Origin of the sequence: Brachybacterium alimentarium (assembly GCF_002332425.1) — a bacterium.
GTDB classification, from domain to species: domain Bacteria; phylum Actinomycetota; class Actinomycetes; order Actinomycetales; family Dermabacteraceae; genus Brachybacterium; species Brachybacterium alimentarium.
Window position 1 is genome coordinate 22,569 of sequence record NZ_NRGS01000019.1, and the last position, 21,869, is coordinate 44,437.

Consider the following 21,869-nt stretch of genomic DNA (forward strand, 5'->3'; position numbering starts at 1 on the left):
GCTGAACGTTTTACAGGAGTCTCGGGCAGTCAGCCGGCCATGACGGTGCGGGCGAAGCTCTCGGAGCGCTCCCGCAGCCTCTGGATCCGCTGCTCCCGATGGAAGGCGAGCAGGTGCTCGTCCTCCGTCTGCGATTCGAACGCCGTCGGCGCCCGGCGCACGTTGCGCGAGCACCGGAAGTCGGCGCACAGCCAGGTCCCGACGGTGTTGCCCCGTCGGCCGCCGGGGCCGCCGAGCGGCGCGACGAACGATGCGGCGTGGAGGCCGTCGACGATGTCCTCGCACCAGGCGCACATCATCTTCCGCGCGGCGGTCTTGTCGGAACCGCGCAGCATGATGCTCACGGGCTGGTCGTCGACCTCGAGCACCACGTAGTGCAGCTGGGGCCGACGGGAGTCCTGCCAGCCGAAGCATTCCAGCTCGTCCCAGCGGACGGCATCGAGCGACGGGATGGCGGCCCGCTTCGCGTCGCCCTTGCTGGCGTTGACGAAGGAGCTGCGGATCAGGTTTTCGGTCAGGGGAATCATGGGGGTGTCCTCACGACGGGCGCGCGGCAGCGTCCCGCATCCGGCGGGATCGCGCGGCGCGCAGGGAGTTCAGGAAGAGTGCGTGACGGCGTGCTGAGCACGCCGGGTCAGGCCGAGCAGGCCGCGTGGGCCGCCCCGCTTCCCGCAGGCGTCGTGCGCATGCTGTCTCCCTTTCGTCGTGGACGCGGCAACGCTACGCCCGCACGGGAACCTCGACAAGGGGATTCCCGTGCGGCGTGGCCCGCGAGACACCGGGATCAGGCGATGATCTGGTTCAGCTGCTCGAGATCCTCGGCGCTCAGCTCGAGGGTCATCGCGCGGGCGGAGTCGCTGATCGACTCGGGACGGCTCGCGCCGGGGATCGGGACGACGTGCTCTCCCAGCGAGAGCTCCCAGGCCAGGACCACCTGCTGCGGGCTCACACCGTGGGACTCGGCGATGCGCTGGATCTGCGGGAACCTCTCCCCCACCGCGCTCGCGCCGCCACCGGTGCCGCCCAGCGGGGACCACGGCACGAATGCGATGCCGTGCTCGCCGCAGTGCTCGAGCTCGCGGCGGCTGGTGTGGAAGAAGGTGGGTGAGAACTCGTTCTGCACGGCGGCCAGGCCCCCGTCGCCGAGCACCTCGAGGGCCACGTCGATCTCCTCGACGTTCGCGTTGGAGATGCCGATCTCGCGGATCAGCCCCTCCTCCTTCAGCGCGGCGAGCGCCTCGACGCCCTCGGCGTAGCGGATGCTGCGATCCGGGCGGTGCCAGTAATAGAGGTCCACCGAGTCGATCTCGAGGGCGGCGAGCGACTTCTCGAGCGCGGAGCGGAGATAGGAGGCGGAGCCGTCGCGGCCGCCGCCCTCGGCCGAGCGGGTGATGCCGCCCTTGGTCGCGAGGGTGACGGAGGAGCGATCCCCGCCCCAGCTGCGCAGCGCCTCGGCCACGAGCTCCTCGTTGTGGCCCATCGTGTCCCAGCTCGGGGCATAGATGTCAGCGGTGTCGAGGAGGGTCACGCCGGCGTCGAGCGCGGCATGGATCGTGGCCGTCGCACGATCGGCCAGGGCGGGCTCGCCGCGCCCCATGGACAGGGGCATGGCGCCGAGGCCCAGGGCGGAGACGGACAGGGAGCCGATACGGCGGGTGGGTGCAGTCATGCCCTCAGCCTAGGACGATGCGTGGCCTGCGTCACGAGGCGTCCAGGAGCCGTCGGTCCGCGGCCGCCGCCCACGCTGCGTGGATTCGCGCTCGATGATCTTCGAGCGCAGCAGCGTCGTGGAGGGCTCCTCGTCCGGATTGGCGATGCGCTGGCCGAGCATGCGTGCGGCGGCGCGGCTGGTGGCGCGCACCGGCTGATGGACGACGGAGACCGACGGGGTCACCAGACGGGTCCACAGGTCGTCGTCGGTCGCGAGCAGGGCCGGAGCGTCGTCCCGGCCGCGCATCGCCTCGAACGCCCCGGCGGACATCCGGTTGTTCGTGACATAGACGCAGTCGGCGTCGCCCTCCGCGAGGATCTGCGCCATCAGCGCCGCGCCGGACTCCAGCTGCAGGTCACCGCGCAGGACGACCGTCTCGTCGAGCTCGATCCCCGCCTCCCGCCAGGCGGCGAGATATCCACTGACGCGATCCTCGGTGGTGCGCAGCTGGGAGGGCCCGCCGATCACGGCCGGCCGGCGGTAGCCGCGCTCGTGGAGGTGGCGGGCGGCCTGGCGGCCGGCGTCGAGGTTGTCGGTGGCGACCAGGTCGGTGTTCGCCCCCTCGATCCAGCGGTCCACCAGCACCACCGGGATCCCCGCCTCGGTGAGCGGGGAGAGATCCGTGAGGGTGCTGTGCACCGGGACGAGCAGCACCCCGGAGACGTGACGGCCCACCAGCTGCGCGAAGCATTCCCGCTCGATCTCGAGATCGTCCTCGGTGTGTGCGATCGTCACCGACTGGTGATCGCCGCGCGCGATCCGTTCGACCTCGCTGATGATCTGCGTGAAGTACGGGTTCGCCGCGTCGGGCGCGACCACCGCGATCTGGGAGGTGCCGCCGCGCCGCAGCGAGCGCCCCATGGCGTTGGGCACGTAGCCCGTCGACCGCACGGCGGCACGCACCCGACGGGAGAGCTCCTTGTCGACGCTCGCGGCGCCGTTGATCACCCGGGAGACCGTCGCCGAGGAGACCCCGGCCGTCCGGGCGACATCCAGGATCGTGGGTCTCGGCGACACCATGGGGCTCCTCTTCACGCTCGGCACGAGCCGTCTGCTCAGTCTTCGACGATGACGGCGTCACCGCACAGATGCACGGTCACCCCGAGGCGGTGGAACAGCGCCGCCTTCGCAGAGAGCGCGCGATCGGCGGCGGCTGCGTCATCAGCGTAGACGAGCTGGGCGTGGTTGGCCTTGTGCCGTCCCATGAACTGGTCCCGGCTCACGCCGTGCAGCACGACGCTGGCGATCGGCCATTCGGGGTTCGTGGCCTCCTTGCGCCGACGGACCTCCTCCTCGGGCAGCTCGACGACGCTGCCGCGGCCGATGTCGACGTGCAGGATGTCGTCCTGCACGTAGACCCGGGACCAGACGATCTCGCCGGGCTTGGAGACGCCGTTGATCGTCGAGCCGCCGGCCGGGAAGAACTCCGGGCCCTGGCGCCAGCCCTCGGCGTCGGCATATCCGCCGGCGAAGTGGCTGGGCGGGACGGATCCGGAGATCTCGTAGACCCACACGTACTGCCCGTCGAACTCCTCCCCCCAGCGCACGTCGTGCAGCGTGGTGGCGGGATCCATGCCCATCGCGGTCCAGAGGCGATGGGTGACCAGGGCGTCGACCGCGACGCCCTCGTCGACCTCGTTGAAGTTCGGCAGGGCCTCGCCCTCCCACAGCACCCGGGAGCCGTCACGGCTGGTCACCGGCGGGCGCTGCACGTTGTTGAGCAGTCCTTCGACCAGGTCGGAGGCGGGGGTGACGTCCTTCAGGCCCTGCTGGTACTGGATACCCACAGCATCCAGGCCGAAGTCGTCGCTGATGCGCAGCGCCGCGATGTACATCGCGTACTGGCTGCGCAGCTGGGACTCGGTGAGCTCGGTGGCCTCATCGGTGCCCAGCCGGAACGTCATCCCGGCCTCACGCAGCCAGGCGCCGATGGCGTCGGCCTCCTCGTCGGTGACCGTCTGCATCTCGGCCCACAGCGCGGACTGGCTCAGGCGCTCCTTGTAGATGCCCAGGGGGTTGAGCATCTCGTCGTCGATGATCGCGTTGTACATGCCCATGCAGCCCTCGTCGAAGATCCCGATGATGGCCTTGTCGGCCATCAGCTGATCGGCGAGCGCGCGCCCCAGCTCGACCTCGGGAGTGCGGGGCAGGTGAGGCAGCGGGCGCACGTGGGACTCATCGTGGGCCAGCTCGCCGGTGGCGATCCAGGTGGCGATGCCCTCGCGGAAGAAGTCGTCGGTGCCGTCCACGGTCCAGAGCGTGGAGTATCCGCGACCCATCTTCGTCAGCCCGCCGTTGAGGTTCAGCAGGCCCACCAGTCCGGGCCACTCCGGGGCGAAGTTCGCGACGGTGAGGATCGGGCCTCGATGGGTGCGCAGGCCCGCGAGCACGTGGTGGCTGTACTGCCAGTTGGCGGTCGCGACGATCAGCGGGGCCTCGGGCGGGATGTCCTGGAAGACCTCCATGCCCATGCGCTGGGAGCGGATGAAGCCGTGACCGAACTCCGCGTCGGGCTCGAAGCCGCGCTGGACGGTCCATCCGGCCGCTTCGACGGCCTCGCCGACGAGCCGCTCGAGCTCCTGCTGGAAGGGCCAGGCGGGAACGTTCGCGCTCTCGCGCAGGTCGCCGCTGGGGATGAGGACGACGGTCCTGTCCGGAGCGGGGATCTCGTCGCGGACGGTGGGCATCTGGTAGGCGGCAGTCATGGTTCTCCCTGGTCGTGAGGCGGAGGTCAGGCGCGGGCGGGGCCGGCGGGACTGTGCGGTCCGGGGCCGGATCCGAGGTGGATCTCCATGGCGTCGAAGCTCGGCGCCTCGGGCCGGGCGGTCGCGGGCCGGTCGAGGTAGAAGATCGCGGTCGAGGCGATGTCGTCGCGCAGCGGCAGGTAGCGGCCGGCGCTCTTCCATCCCAGCGCCTGGATGTCGACGCGGGGCAGGCCCGTGGTGAAGTGGATCGGATCCGCCACGTGCCAGCGGTACATCCCGAAGCGCTGCTGGGCGATGTAGAGGCCGTCGGGCCGGATCACCTGCGGCGTCCCCAGATACGGGGTGGAGAAGGCGGTGTAGCCCTCACCGGGGACGTCGAAGTTCCAGGCGCCGCCGAAGTAGTCCTCGGTGCCGGTGCCGGCGATGGTGGGGAAGCCCGCCTCGGGATCGTCGTCGTCCAGGTAAAACTTGATCTCGCCCTCGCCCCACCAGCCGTTGGAGTGCACGCCCCAGGCGATGTAGGTGCCCACGTACTGACCCTGGCCCTCGATGCCCTCGAGCAGCACGTGCTCGGTCACCTCCGGAAGCGGGTCCGACCGGCGCCACTGGGCGTGGAAGTAGGCATCCTCGCCGTGGTCGCCGCCCAGCTCGTAGGTCACCTGGTAGTAGACGCGGGCGTCGGCGTCCGAGGTGTTCTCCAGGGTGAGCCGGGCTCCCTCCCGGAAGGGCATCGGCCAGTAGGAGTTGAAGCCGCCGTGCGGGTTCGCCGCGACCATCTGCGAGTCGACCTGGGCGAACACTCCCCAGCCGTTGGCGAAGAAGTCGCCATAGGGCACCTCGACCGCGGGCTCCTCGCTGCCGTCCCAGTAGGCACGCACCACGAGCTGGCGCCAGTGGTCGGTGTGGGTGGTGATCCAGATATGCGTGATGACACCGGCGGAATCGATGTCGGCGAGGGTGAAGGTCTCCCCCGCCTTCACGTCCACGCTCGGCGAGACCTTCCAGCCCTGACCCAGGTCCCGCGCCGCCTCGGCGCCGGTCCCCTCGGTGGCGCGGCCGCCTCCGGACGGCGAGCCGTCGAAGTTCTCGGGGCTGATGGAGCGGGTCCGCACGGGGCGCAGACGGGCGAGGGAGGAGAGGGATCGAACAGGACGAGTCACGGGGAACCCCTAGGAAGATCGACGTTGATCAGGAAACGTTTACCGGCACGATACGGAAGGTGTGGGCGACCGTCAACGGGCACATCGCCCAGGTGCGAGCAGGCATGGCACCACACCCACCGCACGTCATGCCATTGCGTCCTGTGACCGTTGACACGTTTCTCACTCGTGGATACATTGGCACGTAATCGTTTACCGCCCGTTTCCGACCGGCGGACCGCACACCGACGTGCGTCCCGTGAGATCCGTCCGCGCGCCTGGAGCTGCTCCGGATGACCCGCAGCTCCTGGCACGATCCGTCGGCACTGACACAAGGAGCAGCACCATGAAACGACGTACTCTCCTCTCCGCAGCGGGACTCTCCGCCACGGCCGCCTCGCTCGCCGCCTGCGGCAGCGGAACCCCCGGCCAGTCCAAGGACGACGCCGACGCGGCAGGAGACCGCACGCAGATCGAGTTCTGGCACCGCACGTTCACGCCGTTCGAGAACGAGTGGTACGCGGACATCGTCAAGCAGTACAACGACGCCCAGGACACGTACTTCGTCACGGACGTCGAGGTCCCGGCCGACGCCTGGGAGCAGCGCGTGAAGTCCGCCCAGGCCGCCGGCACCATGCCCGATGTCTACACCGACCCCTCCACGATGGACGAGGGAGCGCGGCTGGGACAGTTCCTCGCCCTCGACGACCTGCTCGACGCCGAGCAGCTGGACGACCTCACCGACCAGGCCAAGGAGCTCGTGACCGTCGACGGGAAGGTGTACGGATACCCGCTCCTGCTCGAGCCGCAGTCCGCCCTGTTCTGGAACAAGGAGATGTTCGAGGAGGCCGGCCTGGATCCCGAGAAGCCTCCGACCTCCTGGGACGAGCTCTACGAGACCTGCGAGAAGCTCCTCCCCGCCCTCCCCGATGGCACCTTCGCGCTGACCACCGCCGGTGACCAGGACACCTTCGCGTGGGCCACGGTGGGCCAGCAGTACCAGGTGTCCGGGCACTTCCCCATCACGGATGACTGGTCCGAGGCCGATACCGACGACCCGAAGTACGAGGAGCTGCTGGGCTTCTACAAGACGCTGCGGGAGAAGGGCTACATCCCCAAGCAGCCGCTGGGACCCTATGTCGAGGCGAAGGCCTACGGCGAGAAGAAGTGCGCCATGATGACCTCCGGCTCCTGGGCGTTCAGCGAGATCGCCTCGGACTACGAGGAGCTCCTGGACTCCACCGGCATCGCGCCGTTCCCGACCAGCGACGGAGACCTCTCGGACTCCGTGGCCACGCTGGGCAACTTCAAGTGGGTCATCGACGCCAAGACCGAGCAGCCCGAGGCCGCCGCGGACTTCGTGTCCTGGTGCCTCGCCGGGGACGTCGAGAACCTGGTGCCGTTCTTCGTCGGCACCCAGTTCACCAAGGCACCGGCCCGGCCCTCCGTCGCCGACGCCGTCCAGGCCGCCCCGGAGGCCGACGACGCACCGTGGTCCGCCGTGGTCAGCGAGGACATCGCGCCGGCCTCGATCTCCAATCCCTCCTACCCCTGGGACATCCTGCTCGCCATGGGCAAAGCCCTGGAGAAGGGGATGAACGGCGAGGATCCCGCCGCCGCGCTCAAGGCCGCCGGCACGGAGATCCAGAAGGTCATCGACCGCGAGGAGCTCGCGGGCAAGGCACCGCAGGACTGACCGGTGTCCACGACCGTCACGTCCCCGCCCCGCTCCGCGGACGGCACACCGCTGAGAGCACACCCTCCCCGCGATGACCGCATCGCGTTCCTGATGCTCGCACCGGTGCTGATCCTGCTGAGCATCTTCGTCATCGTGCCGACGATCTACGCGATCTACCTGAGCTTCTTCAACTGGAGCTTCTACCAGGACTCGGAGTTCGTCGGCCTGCGGAACTTCACCAACGCACTCACCGACCCGGAGTTCCGGGCCGCGATCCGGCGCGGAGTGCTGTTCGTGCTCATGACACTGCCCATCCAGCTGCTGCTGTCGTTCCTCATCGCGAGCTTCGTGACAGGGGTGGGCAAGCGCCTGGGCACCGCTCTGAAGATCTCCGTCTACATCCCGACGATCATCTCCGCGGTGATCACCTCGATCACATTCGCCCTGATCTATGAGTACTCCGGCGGTCTCCTCAATGCCGTCGTGGGCCTGGTCGGCATCGAGGACCAGGCCTGGATCGGCGACGTCCGACTGGCCCTGCCGGCGATCGCGGTGCCGGCGATCTGGATGGGCCTCGGTCTGATGACGCTGATCATGATCGCCGCGATGCTCGACGTCCCGGAGAGCTTCTACGAAGCGGCAGAGCTCGAAGGGGCGAACTGGTGGCAGCGCACCCTGTACATCACGATCCCCCAGATGAAGAACGTGCTGCTGTACCTGCTGATCACGGGCTTCGTGGCGGCGATCCAGCAGTACGAGCTGCCGCTGGTGATGACCGGCGGCGGTCCCCTCGACTCCACCACACTGCCCAACCTCTTCATCTTCAACCACTTCCGCGGGGACACCTACCAGGGCTATTCGATCGCGGCGGCGCTGCTGCTGTTCCTCGTCCTCGGAGCGATCTCCGCCCTGATCTTCCGCGTGCTGAGCTCCGAGAAGCTGGTGGACTGACCGATGACCCTCACCCACGAGCCCTCCGGCTCCACCGCCGTCACGTCGCCCCCGGTGGTCAGGCGCCGTCGCGCCCTCACTCCCACCAGAGTGCTGGCAGGCATGGTCCGCGTCGCGGTCGCCGTGCTCATCATCGGTGCGGCGCTGTTCCCGCTGGCCTGGATGGCGATCGCCGGCTTCAAGTCGAAGCAGGAGGTGGTGCGCACCCCGTTCCAGTTCTTCCCCGAGGTCTGGCGCCTGGAGAACTACCGGACGATCCTCGACGACCCCGCATTCGTGCGGACCCTGGCCATCACGGGGCTGGGCGCGGTGCTGTTCACCCTGCTGAGCCTCACCGTGAACTCCTTCGCCGCCTACGCCTTCGCGCGGTTGGACTTCCACTTCAAACGGGCCCTATGGGTGGTGGTCATCTCGACCATGTTCATCCCCGGCATGACCATCCTGCTGACCTCGTTCATCGTGGTCACGAAACTGCACATGCTGGACACGCTCGCCGTGCTGATCCTGCCCGGAGCCGCCGCCGCGGTGCATGTCTTCTTCATCCGCCAGTTCTACCTGAACATCCCGCGCAGCCTCGAGGAGGCCGCGATGATCGACGGCTGCGGCAAGTTCGAGATCTTCGTGAAGCTGTTCGTCCCGTTGTCGAAACCGCCGTTCGTCGTGGTCGGCATCACCTCGTTCCTGGTGTTCTGGAACGCCTACGTCTGGCCGGTCATGACGATCACCAGCCCGGATCTCTACCAGGTGCAGCAGTACCTCGCGACCTTCCGCTCCGAGCGCTCGAGCGAACTGGCGATGCTCATGGCCGGGTCCACGCTCGCCGCAGCGCCCGTGATCGTCCTGTTCCTGATCTTCCAGCGGCAGATCATCGCGAACATCAAGATGGCGGGGCTGAAGTAAGGGCATGCCCCGCGTCGCCGACGGGCCGATGGTGAGGCGCACACAGCACCGAGAACGCTGAAGCGCGCTCGGCAGGGAGCAGCAGGACGACACCGGCGTCCGTCCAGCGAACTCGTGCGTCTGTCTGCGGCCTATCCGGCACCGTCGCTGCTGGATAGCGTGAGAGACCGGACCGGTCTGTCCTCACCGGTCTGCCGTTCCCGTGGAAAGGCCGATGATGAACGTTCCTCACCGCCCGAGCGGCATGGCTCCCGAGGCTTCCCCATGATCGACCGGAGGGCATTCCTGCGCGCCCTCGCGGCCGGGGGCGCGGTCTCCGTGACCGGCGGGGCCATCACCGGATGCACCGATCGCCCCACCGGATCCGACCGGGATCCGAACACCGTGACCATGTGGGGCATCTGGGCGAGCGACGTGGACAAGGAAGCCGATGTCATCGAGGCCTTCACCGAGCAGAATCCCGGGATCACGGTGTCCGTCTCGCAGGTTCCCAGCAGCTCGCAGGGGGACGCCTCCTCGGTGATCACGTCCGTCCGCGGACGGACGGGACCGGACGTCTACTTCATGGGGCGATTCAGCGGCGCCGAGATGGCCTCCCTGGGCCTGCTCGAACCGATCGATGAGTTGATCCGGGAGCACGAGGGCGTCGAGCCCGAGGAGTTCATGGCGAACTGGGTGAAGTTCTCGACGGACGAGCTGCTCTACGACGGCCAGTGGTACGGCCTCCCGATGGACACGGACACCCGCGCCATGTACTACAACAAGGACCTCACCGACGAGGCCGGCGTGGACCCGGAGCTGCTCGACCCGGCGGGCGGACCGATGACGCTGGAGCAGATGTGGGAGATCAGCGACGCCTTCGATCTCCAGGACGAGCAGGGCACCTACGAGCGGATCACCTGGATCCCGTGGGACGGCGAAGCGTCGCTGATGATGTGGGCGATGGCCTCCGGAGTGAGGTTCTTCGACGACAGCACCTGCGGCATGACGCTCGATTCCCCGGAGATGCTGGACGTCGCGACCGAGTACGCGAGCTGGGTCGAGCGGCTCCAGTTCTCCCGGGTCGACGCCTCAAGGCGACGTACGAGCCGCCGAACGCCCCGCCGACGCAGACCTCTTTCTTCTCCGACCGGCAGATGTTCCAGATCTCCGGACCCTGGGGCGTGCAGGCCCAGCACGACTACAGGCCGGACATGCGCTACGGGGTGACCCACGTTCCCGTCGCCGACAGCGCGGACGATCCCTTCACCTGGGCCGGCGGATTCGGCCTCGCGATGCCGAAGGGCTCGAGCATGTCCGAGGCCGCCTGGAAGCTCATGACGTTCTACGCCGGCTACGAGGGACAGCGCATCCTCATGCCGCAGATCTCCCGGATCCCCACCAGCCTGGAGGCGGTCCAGGACGATCGGGCCTGGGATTCGAGCATCGAGTTCTTCGTCGAGATCATGGAGTTCGCCCGCTCCCGACCGCCATTGCCCGTCGGGACGAAGCTCTGGGACGCGATGATGATGATGCAGGACAGCCTCAACCAGCAGTCGCAGAGCCCCGACGAGGCGATCAAGACGGCCCAGGCCTATGTCGATCCCACGATGCAGCAGTTCTGTCCGGTCACGCTCCCCGACGGGTTCGGCGAACCGGACCCTCACTTCGACCGTTGATCCGTCGCACGCGCTCCCGACCTCCGACGGACGTCAGCGAAGAGCCACCAATAAGGGCGCGTCACCGACAGACCGTTCGTGAGAGGGCATCACCGATGGGCCGATGGTGAGGAAGCGTCACCGACAAGCCGACAGTGACGGGGCGTCGCCGACGGGCCGATGGTGAGGCGCACGGGCGATATAGCCAGATGACCTCACCAGCGGCCCGCCCGTGACACAGGAGCGCATCGCCCAGGCCCACGTCCCTCAGACCTGGCCCCAATCCGGCGCGCGACTGGGGGTACCGAGCAGCTGGACAGCCCGAGTGCCCAACAGTTGAGCGGTTGGGCGTTGGGCAGTGGGCGTGAGGCGAGAGGCGAGAGGCGAGAGGCGTGAGGCGTGAGGCGTGAGGCGAGGATCAGTCGACGGTGACGTCGCCGGTCTCGGCGTCGACGGTGGCCTCCTGCTCGTCCGCGCCGTCGGCGATGTCGAACTGGTACTGGATCATTCCGTCGTCATACTCGAGCTTCCAGCCGCGCAGCTCGCCGTCGCGCTCGGCCGTGGCGGCCTTGAGAGCGTCGTCGTACGTCATGGGATCGTTCAGGTCGATCGCCTTCTCCTGGTCATCGGTCGTCTCGCTCTCGTCGGCGACCACCTCACCGGTCACCGCGTCGATCACGACCTTGTGGTCCGTGGTGCCCGCCAGGATCTTCACGTCCCACTGCCAGGCGCTGTCGGACTCGTCGTAGTCGAGCTCGACGGCGTGCAGCGTGCCGTCGCCGACCTCGCCCTGCGCGGTCTCGACAGCGTCCTCCGCCTGGACCGGCGGCGCGTCGGTGCGCAGGTCCGTGTCGGGGCCGTAGTCGTCGGCGCTCGCGGAGGTGTCTCCGCCGGCGTCGCTGGCACCACCCGAGTCACTGGCACCACCGGAATCGCTGGCGCCCCCGGAGTCGCTGCTGCCGCTTGCGCCACTCATCCCCTCGTCGCCGCCGGCGTCGCTCTGGGTCGTCGAGGCGCCATCATCCGCGCCGCCACCGGAGTCGTCGGAGTCGCTGCTGCAGCCCACCGCGCCGACGGCGAGGATCCCGCTCGTGGCCACCAGGGCCGCCTTGCTCCACAGTCCGCGTCGTGTGGTCATCCGACTCTCCTCTCGCTGCGCCCGACGGTGCCGGACGGATTCAGTCACTGAATCGTGCTCTCGAGGCTACGTCCGATGCCTCCGAACGGGGAGGTGTGATCGGTGAGGGATCCGGGTGGGCACTGCGGTTCACGGCATGACCTGCATCGATGCAGAATCGATGAGGGCACGACGGTTCGTGACCGCCTGGTCCGTCAACAGGCGCGTGAGCGGGTCGCTGAACGCGCCCTTGAGCCGGTCCGTCGGCGGACCCGTGAGCCGGCCCGTGAGGCTCGAGCGGACTCCTCGCCGTTATTCCCAGCGCTCCCGGACGAGGGCGAGCAGGGAGTCGCGCCGCTGGATCCTGTGCTGCTGGAGCAGCGGCAGGCTCGGGTCGCGGGGCCAGCGGGAGGCGTCGACGAAGAAGCCGAGGATCCCTGCGAACACGTCGGAGCCCACCTGCCGCGGCAGGCCGTGGGCATCCAGCACGGCGTCGGCCCTGGCGTTCACGGCGAGCGTGCCGCCGACGTCTTCGACGGAGGAGAGCAGCTGGAGGGCGTCGGCGACCCGGCTGCCCCGTGAGGCCCACGCCCAGTCCACGATGCTCACCTCGCCCCCGTCGATGTGCCCGCCCCCGTCGACGATCAGGAGGTTGTCCGCACGCACGTCGGAGTGGCACAGGGTGTCGCCGTCCAGCGCGTGGATGCCGCGGCGGGCAGCGGCGCGCAGCTCGTCGAGCCGTGCGGCGAGCCAGGGGTCCAGACCCGTCGGCGGATCCTCGGCGACGCGGTCGAAGCCCAGCATGTCGGGACCGAGGGACTCCGCGACGCTCGGCAGGCCAGGTACCGGACAGGGAGTGGTCGCGTCCTGCAGGGCGTCGAACGCGGCGAGCACCTGGTCCAGCTGTGCAGGGTCCCAGGGCTCTGCAGGCAGTTCCCCCGGTGCTGCTTCGGTGACCAGGACGAACCACTCGTCCTGCTCGATGACCGCGACGAGTGCGGGCACCGGCGCCGCGTCCGGCATCTGCTCGAGCACGGTGGCCTCCGCCCGGTTCAGCCTCATCGAGCCGGGGTTGTCCTGCTCCCGCACCGCCTTCACGAAGAGGCGACGGCCCGCCGACGAACGCAGGATCTCCGCGCTGCTGGAGGAGAAGCCGCCCCGGCAGGAGTGCGTGCCCACCACGGGGCCGCCCAGGACCTCCTCGAGGCGTGCGCGCAACCGGTCAGGGAAGTCGGACCAGGTCAGGCGGAGCGTCATGGCCTCACCCTGGCACGGCCGGAAGCGGGCCGCACGGGAATATCCGGCGCTGGTCCCGCGCCGAGGGCCGACCCGCGGTCGTGGACCGCTGTGCGCGGCGGTGCTGGGCCGCGGGGGTTGACCACGGCTCCGGCTCCGACTCCGACTCCGACTCCGACTCCGACTAAGTCTCGAGGCTCAGCCGTGGGGCCGTGGCTCGTGCTCGGCGAGCCACTGCGCATAGGTGGGGCCGACGGCCGGCACCTCGGGCCCGGGCAGCATGCCGCCCTGGGCCATCGACGCGCTCGGCGTCACGCCGACGACGGCGGTGTCGTCCCCGCGGACGGCGAGCAGGCGCCGCGCCTGGTCCAGCGTGTTCTCGACCTGCGGCCCGGCGACCTGGACGAGCTCCTCGGGGCGCTCCTCCAGCGCGGCCCGGAGCAGCACGCGGGCGACCTCGCGGGTGTCGACGGGCTGGGAGGGCACGTCCATGATGGTCAGCTGGTCGCCCTCGCGCTGCAGCATGTTCCCCACGAAGTCGTGGAACTGGGTGGCCCGCACGGTCACCGGTCCGGGGCAATGCTCGCGCGCGGCCTGCTCGTGGGCGAGCTGGGCACGGTAGAACCCATAATCCTGCATGTGGTCGATCCCGATGATCGAGGTGACCACGGTGCGCGAGATCCCCGCGTCCATGGCGGCCGCGCCGAGGGTCTCCATCGCCCGGCCGAACCACTGCGTGGCCTCCGTCGCCTCGAGGGTGGGCGGCTTGACGCAGTCGATGATCACGTCGGCTCCGGCGAGCGCCGCGGGCAGGCCCTGCCCGGTCATGATGTCGATGCCTGTGGACCGGGCGACCTCCCGCACCTCGTGTCCGTCGGCGCGGGCTTTCTCGACGACTCTCGCTCCGAGCGTTCCCGTCGCTCCGACGACGGCGATGACCTGTGCCATTGCTGACTCCTCCCTCTGCGGCGCTGCCGGCGATCTCACCCGCTGAGCTCGAGGGCGAAGCCGGGCGTCGCTGGCAGCGTGATGCGTCCATCCTGCAACCGGTAGGCGGAGGCGTCGACCCCGTCGGTCGTGCCGGGCACCGATTCGACGACGTCGATGTTCCCCAGGCCTGCGGCGAGCTGCGCGGCATACAGGGTCTTCAACGGGTGACCCCAGGCGTGCGGCGAGGCGACCGCGCCGATCTCGTGGACGGTCGGCATGAGGCGACGCCAGGCGGTGAACCCGAAGGACAGGACGTCCATGAGCAGCACGTCCAGCAGTCCCTCACGGGCCAGGTCCAGCACGAGGCCGACATCGGGCTCGAACTCCCCGTCGGCCACCAGGACCTCCGATCCGTTGCGCGTCAGGTGCTCGCGCACGAGCGCGAGGCCGCTGCGGTGCTCGGCGAAGGGCTCTTCGATCCAGAAGAGGTCCCACTCCTGGGCCGTGTCGAGGAAGCGGACGGTCTGCTCCGGGCTGTAGCCGTCGTTCATGTCGACCATCAGCCGGGCTCCGGGATAGGCGGTGCGCACCGCCTGGAGGACCTCCAGGTCACGGTCGAATCCGGCGACCACCGGCATCCACCGGTTCCCGCGGCCGATCTTGAGCTTGAAGGCCCTGTACCCGGCCTCCCAGTCGGCCGCGCACGAGGCGAGCACCCCGGCCGTACCGCGCGGATCCTGCTCGGGGTCCAGGTCGTCGAAGTAGATCGCCCCGGAGTAGCAGTCCACGGCCAGCGCGCCATGGCCGCCGAGCATCCTGTGGACCGGGATTCCCAGGATCGTCGCGGCGAGGTCGTGGAGGGCGATGTCCAGCGGCAGCGCTCGCGGGGCGATCACCCCGACGGCGGGGTCGAAGATCTCTTCGAGCGGGAGGCCGATGCAGGCGCCGAGGTCGGGCTCGGGCCCCTCATAGATCCCCCACCCGCTCACCCCGGTGTCGGTGCGCACCGTGATCGCGAGGGCCCCGGGGCCGTCGCCGTGGGCGCCGAGGCGTGCGTTGCGGCCGATGGTGCGGGGATACCTGCTGCGCAGCGGAGCGCTGTCGACGGAGGTGATCCGGTGCCCGGTCAGGGCGTCGGCCGGGAGAGCTGCGGTGCTCATGCGCGCACCTCCAGGGGGCGGATCGTGAGACCGCCGCGATCCCAGCCGCCGCCGGTGATCCAGGTGCGGTCCCCGTCGGCGACGATCTCCGCGCAGTGCTCGTCCAGGTCCACGTCGAGCGCGCCGGAGTCCTCGAAGCGCAGCGGATCGGAGGAGCAGCAGGCGAGCGTGCGGTCATACTGGTCGGAGTCGCAGACGAACAGCACCCAGCGCTCCCCCGCGCGGATCACGAAGGGGGATTCGGTGGGGCCGCCGACGGTCCCGGACGCGGTCGAGCGATAGGCGACAACGGGCTCCGACCAGGTCAGAAGGTCTTCCGAGGTGCGCACGGCGACCTCGTGGAAGCCCCCGTCGGGCGCGGAGGTGCGCGTGTAGTACAGCAGCCAGCGCTGTCCGTCGCGCAGCACCATGGGGTCCCGTGCGTCGAACCCGTCGGTGAACAGCGCCGGCTCGTGCGGGGTCCAGGTGAACAGGTCCGCGCTGGTCGCGACCGTCATCCGATAGGCGGTGTGGTCCGCGGTGCCGCCCGCGTAGAACATCCAGTAAAGGTCCTCGTGGGCGATCACGTGCGGCGCCCAGACGTGGGTCTCGCCGATCTCCGGCCGTGCGTGGAGCACCGGGTCGTGGACGGTCCACGGGGCGCCCTCGAGGTCCGCCGCCGTGGCGTGGAGGAAGCGGTCCTCCCCCAGCGGGTCCGCCGGCTCGGGATGCCAGATCCCGAAGACGTGCCAGATGCCGTCAGCCGCGCGGATCAGCGTGTGGTCATTGATGTACCAGGGCTCCTCGGCCGACGGCGAGGCGTCGAGCAGGCGCCGCTTGGCGCCGGGGAGCAGACGGACGGGTGCAGCGGACACAGGGCTTCTCCAGGTCAGGGAGCGGTGGGGGTCAACGGGTGGATGGCGGGCCGGCGCCAGATCGGGGCCAGCAGGTTCTCGGTGAGCGCACGGTGGGCCGGGAGCCCGTGGGGATTGAAAGAAGGCCCTTCCTCTCCGGCATCGGAAGCGTCGTCGCGGGTCCCGGTGCGTCGTCGCCACCGGATCGGGGGCCTGCCCCCGTATCGACGAGATCGGACTCGTTCGGCACTCCATCGGTGACGAATCGTTTTCTCAGTGCATGAGAACCATAGGCGACCCTCGAAGGGCCAGTAAAGAGTGGTGGACCGCGTCTCCGGCGAGCCCGCATATGCCTGCTCTGCGCGGGATCGCCTCATCGACCGCATGACCTCGTGCGTTGCCCTGACAGCACCCATCGAGTTGTGGCGACGAATACTGGATGCCCTGCAGTGGGTCGCCGCCCGTCCGCGCGTAAACGTTTGCTGACAGGTGGCCGAACATCTACGCTGAACGCACCCGACGTGACGCCGACCACACCACTGGAGCTGTGATGACCCCCGCGCACCGTCCCCGACCCGACCGCTCTGCCGAGGAGCCCCTCGACTGCTCTGCTGACGGCTCCGTCAGCCCTCCCGAGGGTCGCCACGAGAACGCCCCGACCGATGGACTGCCCGCCGAGGACGAGGACGTCTCGCGCTCCTCGTTCCTGCGCGGCGGAGTCCTGGCACTGGGCGCCGGGTCGATCGGCGCGGCGGGCCTCGCCGCGTCGTTCGCCGCACCGCCGGCCGACGCGCACCCCCGGGATCGGGAGCGCCCCGCACGAGGAGGAAGCACCGGAGTGGACCCCAATCCTGACTATCAGCGACCCCGGATCACGCGCCTCGCGACGCTCACCGGACCGGAGAGGACCACACGGTTCCGGATGGACGCGACCGATCTGGGCGCTCCGGCGGTGACGCCCGACGGCCGCATCCTGATGATCTTCGGCGACACCTTCGAGGAGCCGAAGGTGGGCGGAGGCTGGTGGCGCTCCCCCGTCGGCCTCTATGCCGACCCCGACCGCCCGTTGGAGAAGGGCGTGGATTGGACCAGCGCCGTGGGCGGACGAACCGCCGAGCAGCTGGTCGAGTACGAGCACGACAGCGATCCGGTCTCCACGATCCTGCCCGGGGATGTGCTGACCATCGGCGACACCATGTACCTGTGGATGATGGTCAACCACGGCTTCGGAACGGTGGGGTCCACCGAGATCTGGACATCGACCGATTCCGGCGAGAGCTGGGAGCGCACCGCCGAGATGTTCCCCGGTGACCACCTCGAGGGCCGGTGCCAGCAGTGCACCTGGGCCCTGCATCCGACCGACGGTCACGTATACCTGCTCACGACCGGCTTCCAGCGGGACAAGGAGGCCATCCTGCAGCGCGTCCCCGCGGAGTCGATCCTGGACCCGGAGGCCTACGAGACCTGGGGGACGACGGGCGAGGGCGAGGAGCGCACCGGCTCCTGGGGCGCGGAGCCGACCGCTGCGGTCGACGGACAGGTGGGCGAGATGTGCCTGCGGATCGTCGAGGACTCGTGGGTCCTGACCTGGTTCAACTCCGGGCTGTACCGAGTGGACGTGCTGATCGCGGACTCCCCCGTGGGCCTCACGGAGTCGCCCTTCGGCGAGACCCTGCTGTGGGGCTGCAACTGGGACCAGGAGGACGACGAGCGCGTGGCGCAGCTGTACGGGCCCTATGTGCTGCCCGGCTCCACACTGGATGATCTGCACCTGGCGTGCTCGCAGTGGCGAACGGGGCCGGACTGGCCATACCACGTCGAACAGTTCCGAGTGGAGGGGCTCGGCGCCGGGATGCGGTCACTGGCGTGACGGGTCAGCCCGCGGAGCCCTTCGCGCGCGACTGCAGCGCGACCGAGGTGAACACGGCGCCCTGTCCGTCGCGAGCGCGATAGACGTACTCCTTGTCGGTGACCACCCGGCCGGAGCCGCCAGCTTCGATGACCCGGACGTCCGTGCCGATCACGACCTCGAGGGCGCCCTCGATGACATGGATCATCATGCCCGGGCTCGGCACTCCCGAGCCCCCGCGGCGCTCGTCGGCCCCCACGAGCCTCCACTTCCAGGTCTCCACGGAGAGCTGCTCGGTATCGATCGCGTCCAGCAGCACGGACCAGCTGCCGTTCTCGGTGCTCCACACCTCGATCCCGTCCGGGGCGGCGCCCTCACCGGCGCCCATGAGAGCGGCGAAGGTGGTGCCGAGCCCGGCGGCGACGCGATCCAGGGTCGAGACCGAGGGGTTGGCCTGACCGAGCTCGATCTGGGTGAGCATGCGGCGGCTGACGTCACTGCGCTCGGCCAGGGCGGCGACGCTGAGGTCCAGCTCCTGGCGCGCGGCGCGGATGCGGTCGCCGAGCTGAGCGACGACGGCAGGGCGCATTCCTCCGGTCATGACGCAGAGCCTATCCGGGGTGATGGGAACTATATTGCGCATGCGATGCGATGAGCACTATGTTGCTCAGAGCGGGCCCGCCCGATGCGGCGAGCCCGTCGCGTCTGCCTGTGCGCGCGCCCGCCCGGGCGCCGCCCCGTCCCTGTCGAAGGAGGTCCGTCCCATGCGTCGTCCCACCCCGGATACGCCCCTGCTGCGCTGGTTCGCCTCCTCGGGCCTCTTCGTGATGCCGCAGGCCGCGGCGCCGATCGCCTTCGCACTCGTCGCGCTGCCGCTGACCGGCGATGCCGCCAGCGGCGCCGCCATGATGCTCGCGATGACGCTCGCCCAGGTCGTGGGCGCTGTGCCGATCACCCGGTTCGGCCGACGCTTCTCCCCCGTGCCCTTCGTGCGCGTGCTCATCGGCCTGCGCACCCTCGCCCTGGTGGCGATCGCGGTGCTCGCCGGGATCGGAGCACCTTTCGCGCTCGTGGTGAGCGGTGCGGCGCTGGCCGGGCTCGTCAACGGCGCCGCCTTCGGAACCCTGCGTGCCGTGCTGAACCACCTGGTGCCCGCCTCGCGGCTGCCACGCGCGCTCGGGATCGCCGCGACCCTCAACGAGGTCACCTTCGTGGCGTCCCCGGTGCTCGCGGCAGCGCTCGGCGGGATCTCCCCGCAGGCAGCGGTCTGGTCGATGGTGGTGCTCGGGATGGGCCCGATGTTCCTGCTGCCCCGCGTCGCGAGCGCCACTGCGCCCGGCCCGGAGAGGCGGCGCAGCCGCATGCGCCTCACCCCGAGCATCGCCCTGTGGCTGACGTGCGCCGCGGCGAGCGCGGCCGCGATCTCCGCGATCGAGATCGGCGCCGTCTCGATGGCGGTGTCCTTCGGCCTGCCCGCCACATGGGGCGTGCTCTTCCCCGTCGCGCTGTGCGTGACCTCGATCTGCGGCGGGGTCTGGGTGAGCGTGCGCAACCGCGTGCCGCGTCGGCGCACCGTCCTGGCCTGGCTCGCGATCACCGCGCTCGGCGTGGCGTCGGTCGGGTTCGGCAACTCGGTGGCCGCCACCGTGGTGGGAGCGCTGCTCGTGGGCGCCGTGCTCGCACCGCTGGCCACCTACTATTCGCTGATCCTGGATCGCCTGGTGGATCCCGAGCACCGCGCCGAGGTGTTCGCGCTGCTGCGCACCGCGAGCGCGCTGGGCATCATCACCTCGAGCGCGCTCATCTCGCTGGTCTCGCTGCCGGCGACCTTCGCGGTGGTCATCACCATGATGACCGTGGTGCTGCTGCTGGCCGGCAGCGTGTTCACGACCGCCTGGGTGCAGGCCCGACGCCGCCGGCTCGCCCGCGAGGCCGACGCGCTGCGCGACCTCGAGCCCGACGCGAGCGTTCCGGGCGGACAGGACAGTCGGGCCGTTCACGGCGCGACGCCCGTCGGGCATCCCGACAGCACCGATCCCGAGCGGACCGCCGAGGAGCACGCGGGCATCCCCGGCTGATCCGGCGGGCGCTCCGGCCCAGGCAGGTCAAGCCCCGTCAGCACCTGCCCGAGCCGGTCGGCGCACGAACCGAGCCGGTCAGCGCGAGGCCTGAGCCGGTCAGCGCAGGCCGTGACCGAGCGGGTACGCCTCCCCCGTGCCGTCGGCCGTGGGGATCGCGACCGGGAGCCTCCCGCGCAGGCTGACGGTCCCGGCGAGGATCCCGGCCACGGCGCGGAGCGACGCATCAGAGTCGCCGTAGGCGGCGAGGGAGGCGTCGACCGGCCCGACGTGCACCACGTCGTAGGGGTTGCGCAGCGAGACGTGCACGACGGGCGCCTCCCCCGCGGCCAGCTCCGTCACCAGGGCCACCTGCTCGTCCGGCGTGGTGAACGCGGAGGACGAGGTGAACACCAGCACTGCGTCGGCCTCGGAAGCCGCCGTCGCCGCCTGGTCGATCTCTGCGGCGTCCATCGTCGGGGTCGCGGCGATGGTGGCCGCGAAGCCCTGATCCTCGAGGGCATCGGCGGCGACCCGGAGTTTCGCGTCGCTGCCCGCCCCGGTGACCAGCACCGCCGCTCCGGCCTCGAGCGGCAGGGTGCCGTCGTCGTCGGCGAGGAGGGTGAGGGAGTCCTCCGCGATGGACCGGGCGGAGCTCATCGCGCGTCGTGCGCCGACCGTGCCGGTCGCGGCGGCGGCATCGACCTCGACCCCCTGGAACAGTCCGCGACGAAGTTTCTGGGCGAGGATGCGGCGCACCGACGCGTCCAGACGTTCCTCGGTGATCTCGCCGCCGGCCACCGCGTCGCGCACGCCGCCGATCGCGGCGGCGAGGTCCGGCGGCATGAGCATCTGGTCCGCGCCGGCGAGGATCGCCTCGACCGGCACCCGGTCGTCGGAGAACAGCGTGCGCACGCCCTCCATGGCGAGGGAGTCGGTGACGATGACGCCGTCGTAGCCGAGCTCCTCGCGCAGCAGCCCGGTGAGGATCGGGTGCGAGAGGGTCGCGGGCACTCCGGAGTCGTCGAGCGCCGGGACCATGATGTGCGCGGTCATGATCGAGTCGATCCCCGCCTCGATCGCGGCGAGGAAGGGCGGCAGGTCCAGCTCGTCGAGCTGCTCGCGGGTGTGATCGATGACCGGCAGCCCCACATGGGAATCGGTCGCGGTGTCACCGTGGCCGGGGAAGTGCTTCGCGGCGGCCGAGCAGTTCGCCCCCTGCAGGCCCAGGATCTGGGCGGTGCCGAGGCGGGCGACCGCGGCCGGATCCGCGCCCAGGGAGCGCACTCCGATGACAGGATTCTGCGCTTCGACGTTGACGTCGACCACGGGGGCGAAGGCCTGGTGGAGGCCGGCGGCGCGCATCTCGGCGCCCACGATCTCCCCGGCCCGTCGGGCATGGGCCCGGGACCCCGTCGCGCCGAGGGCCATCGCTCCCGGCAGCGGCGTGGCAGGAGCGGGCAGGCGGTAGACGACGCCCCGCTCCTCGTCGGCGCTGATGAGCAGCGGGATCCCACCGGCGTCGAGCGCGGCGGCCTGCGCATCGTTCGAGAGCGTCGCGACCTGCTCGATGTCCTCGAGGTTCTCGCTCCAGGTGAAGTAGATGAGGCCGCCCACGTGGTGGGTGCGCACGATCTCGGCGATCGTGTCCACGCCGGTGGTGCTCGTGTTGGATTCGTGGGGCTCGTCCGCCGTGGCGCCGTATCCGACGGCCACGAACATCTGACCGATCTTCTGCTCGATGCTCAGGCCGGCGAGCAGCTCGTCGATCGGCTCCTCCTGCCGCCCGCCGTCGGCCCGGGCGGCAGCGGGCACCGCGAAGGCTCCCCCGGCGAGCGCGGCCGCGCCAAGCGCACGACGGGTGAGAAGGGTGCGATCCGCGGAGCCGGAGGGCGGGGCGGCGGAGGCCGAAGCGGGGGTCTGCGGGGTGCGAGGGTGAGGGATGCGGGGTGTCATGGGCTGCTCC

At 70.0% G+C, this 21,869-nt stretch carries 19 protein-coding genes; 7 read left to right on the top strand and 12 right to left on the bottom strand.

What is annotated here, in order from left to right:
- Nucleotides 1-29 precede the first annotated feature (29 nt).
- The 5 genes from CIK71_RS11495 to CIK71_RS11515 form a co-directional block, all read right to left on the bottom strand.
- Nucleotides 30-527 carry an FBP domain-containing protein gene (locus tag CIK71_RS11495; RefSeq protein WP_096165821.1) on the bottom strand — a complete coding sequence of 166 codons (498 nt, stop codon included), beginning with the start codon at nt 525-527 and terminating at the stop codon, nt 30-32.
- Between the two features lie 257 nt (nt 528-784).
- Nucleotides 785-1,669, bottom strand: a complete 885-nt coding sequence (locus CIK71_RS11500) for an aldo/keto reductase (protein ID WP_096165822.1) — start codon at nt 1,667-1,669, stop codon at nt 785-787.
- Nucleotides 1,670-1,678: 9 nt separating this feature from the next.
- Entirely contained in the window at nt 1,679-2,731 is a 1,053-nt protein-coding gene (locus CIK71_RS11505; protein WP_096165823.1) for a LacI family DNA-binding transcriptional regulator, read from the bottom strand.
- A gap of 35 nt (nt 2,732-2,766) precedes the next feature.
- Nucleotides 2,767-4,416 carry a fucose isomerase gene (locus CIK71_RS11510; RefSeq protein ID WP_241963998.1) on the bottom strand — a complete coding sequence of 550 codons (1,650 nt, stop codon included), beginning with the start codon at nt 4,414-4,416 and terminating at the stop codon, nt 2,767-2,769.
- A 26-nt stretch (nt 4,417-4,442) separates the two neighbouring features.
- Nucleotides 4,443-5,576, bottom strand: a complete 1,134-nt coding sequence (locus CIK71_RS11515) for a glycoside hydrolase family 172 protein (RefSeq protein WP_096165824.1) — start codon at nt 5,574-5,576, stop codon at nt 4,443-4,445.
- Between the two features lie 325 nt (nt 5,577-5,901).
- On the opposite strand from CIK71_RS11515, the gene CIK71_RS11520 reads away from it, so the two are divergent.
- The 5 genes from CIK71_RS11520 to CIK71_RS18180 all read left to right on the top strand — a co-directional run bounded on the left by CIK71_RS11520 (nt 5,902) and on the right by CIK71_RS18180 (nt 10,742).
- Complete coding sequence (locus tag CIK71_RS11520) at nt 5,902-7,251, top strand: ABC transporter substrate-binding protein (RefSeq protein WP_096165825.1); 1,350 nt, start codon at nt 5,902-5,904, stop codon at nt 7,249-7,251.
- Between the two features lie 3 nt (nt 7,252-7,254).
- Complete coding sequence (locus CIK71_RS11525; RefSeq protein WP_241963992.1) at nt 7,255-8,184, top strand: carbohydrate ABC transporter permease; 930 nt, start codon at nt 7,255-7,257, stop codon at nt 8,182-8,184.
- A gap of 3 nt (nt 8,185-8,187) precedes the next feature.
- The gene (locus tag CIK71_RS11530; protein ID WP_096165826.1) at nt 8,188-9,084 is read left to right on the top strand and encodes a carbohydrate ABC transporter permease; all 897 of its coding nucleotides are present in this window, start codon (nt 8,188-8,190) and stop codon (nt 9,082-9,084) included.
- A 264-nt stretch (nt 9,085-9,348) separates the two neighbouring features.
- Entirely contained in the window at nt 9,349-10,293 is a 945-nt protein-coding gene (locus tag CIK71_RS18175; protein WP_176485623.1) for an ABC transporter substrate-binding protein, read from the top strand.
- Nucleotides 10,221-10,742 carry an extracellular solute-binding protein gene (locus CIK71_RS18180; RefSeq protein ID WP_158541934.1) on the top strand — a complete coding sequence of 174 codons (522 nt, stop codon included), beginning with the start codon at nt 10,221-10,223 and terminating at the stop codon, nt 10,740-10,742. The genes CIK71_RS18175 and CIK71_RS18180 overlap by 73 nt, the downstream gene beginning before the upstream one ends.
- Nucleotides 10,743-11,139: 397 nt before the next feature.
- Here CIK71_RS18180 and CIK71_RS11540 read toward each other — a convergent pair whose 3' ends face one another.
- From CIK71_RS11540 to CIK71_RS11560, 5 genes are all read right to left on the bottom strand, one after another.
- Nucleotides 11,140-11,859 (bottom strand): PepSY domain-containing protein, encoded by a 720-nt coding sequence (locus tag CIK71_RS11540; protein ID WP_096165827.1) that lies wholly within the window; start codon nt 11,857-11,859, stop codon nt 11,140-11,142.
- A gap of 291 nt (nt 11,860-12,150) precedes the next feature.
- Nucleotides 12,151-13,095 carry a phosphotransferase family protein gene (locus CIK71_RS11545; protein WP_096165828.1) on the bottom strand — a complete coding sequence of 315 codons (945 nt, stop codon included), beginning with the start codon at nt 13,093-13,095 and terminating at the stop codon, nt 12,151-12,153.
- Nucleotides 13,096-13,272: 177 nt separating this feature from the next.
- Nucleotides 13,273-14,022 carry an SDR family oxidoreductase gene (locus CIK71_RS11550; protein WP_096165829.1) on the bottom strand — a complete coding sequence of 250 codons (750 nt, stop codon included), beginning with the start codon at nt 14,020-14,022 and terminating at the stop codon, nt 13,273-13,275.
- A 35-nt stretch (nt 14,023-14,057) separates the two neighbouring features.
- Nucleotides 14,058-15,164, bottom strand: coding sequence for an enolase C-terminal domain-like protein (locus CIK71_RS11555; protein WP_096165830.1), 1,107 nt, complete (start codon nt 15,162-15,164; stop codon nt 14,058-14,060).
- Nucleotides 15,161-16,018, bottom strand: coding sequence for a glycoside hydrolase family protein (locus CIK71_RS11560; protein WP_176485624.1), 858 nt, complete (start codon nt 16,016-16,018; stop codon nt 15,161-15,163). The genes CIK71_RS11555 and CIK71_RS11560 overlap by 4 nt, the downstream gene beginning before the upstream one ends.
- Nucleotides 16,019-16,547: 529 nt before the next feature.
- On the opposite strand from CIK71_RS11560, the gene CIK71_RS11565 reads away from it, so the two are divergent.
- Complete coding sequence (locus CIK71_RS11565) at nt 16,548-17,867, top strand: DUF4185 domain-containing protein (protein ID WP_096165832.1); 1,320 nt, start codon at nt 16,548-16,550, stop codon at nt 17,865-17,867.
- 4 nt (nt 17,868-17,871) lie between these two features.
- Here CIK71_RS11565 and CIK71_RS11570 read toward each other — a convergent pair whose 3' ends face one another.
- On the bottom strand, nt 17,872-18,447 hold the full coding sequence (locus CIK71_RS11570) for a helix-turn-helix domain-containing protein (protein WP_096165833.1): 576 nt from the start codon (nt 18,445-18,447) through the stop codon (nt 17,872-17,874).
- A gap of 163 nt (nt 18,448-18,610) precedes the next feature.
- On the opposite strand from CIK71_RS11570, the gene CIK71_RS11575 reads away from it, so the two are divergent.
- Complete coding sequence (locus CIK71_RS11575; protein WP_241963991.1) at nt 18,611-19,924, top strand: MFS transporter; 1,314 nt, start codon at nt 18,611-18,613, stop codon at nt 19,922-19,924.
- Between the two features lie 99 nt (nt 19,925-20,023).
- Here the strand turns inward: CIK71_RS11575 and CIK71_RS11580 are convergent, their stop codons facing one another.
- A complete protein-coding gene (locus tag CIK71_RS11580) occupies nt 20,024-21,859 on the bottom strand; it encodes a glycoside hydrolase family 3 protein (RefSeq protein ID WP_096165834.1) in 1,836 nt (611 codons plus the stop codon).
- Nucleotides 21,860-21,869 lie beyond the last annotated feature (10 nt).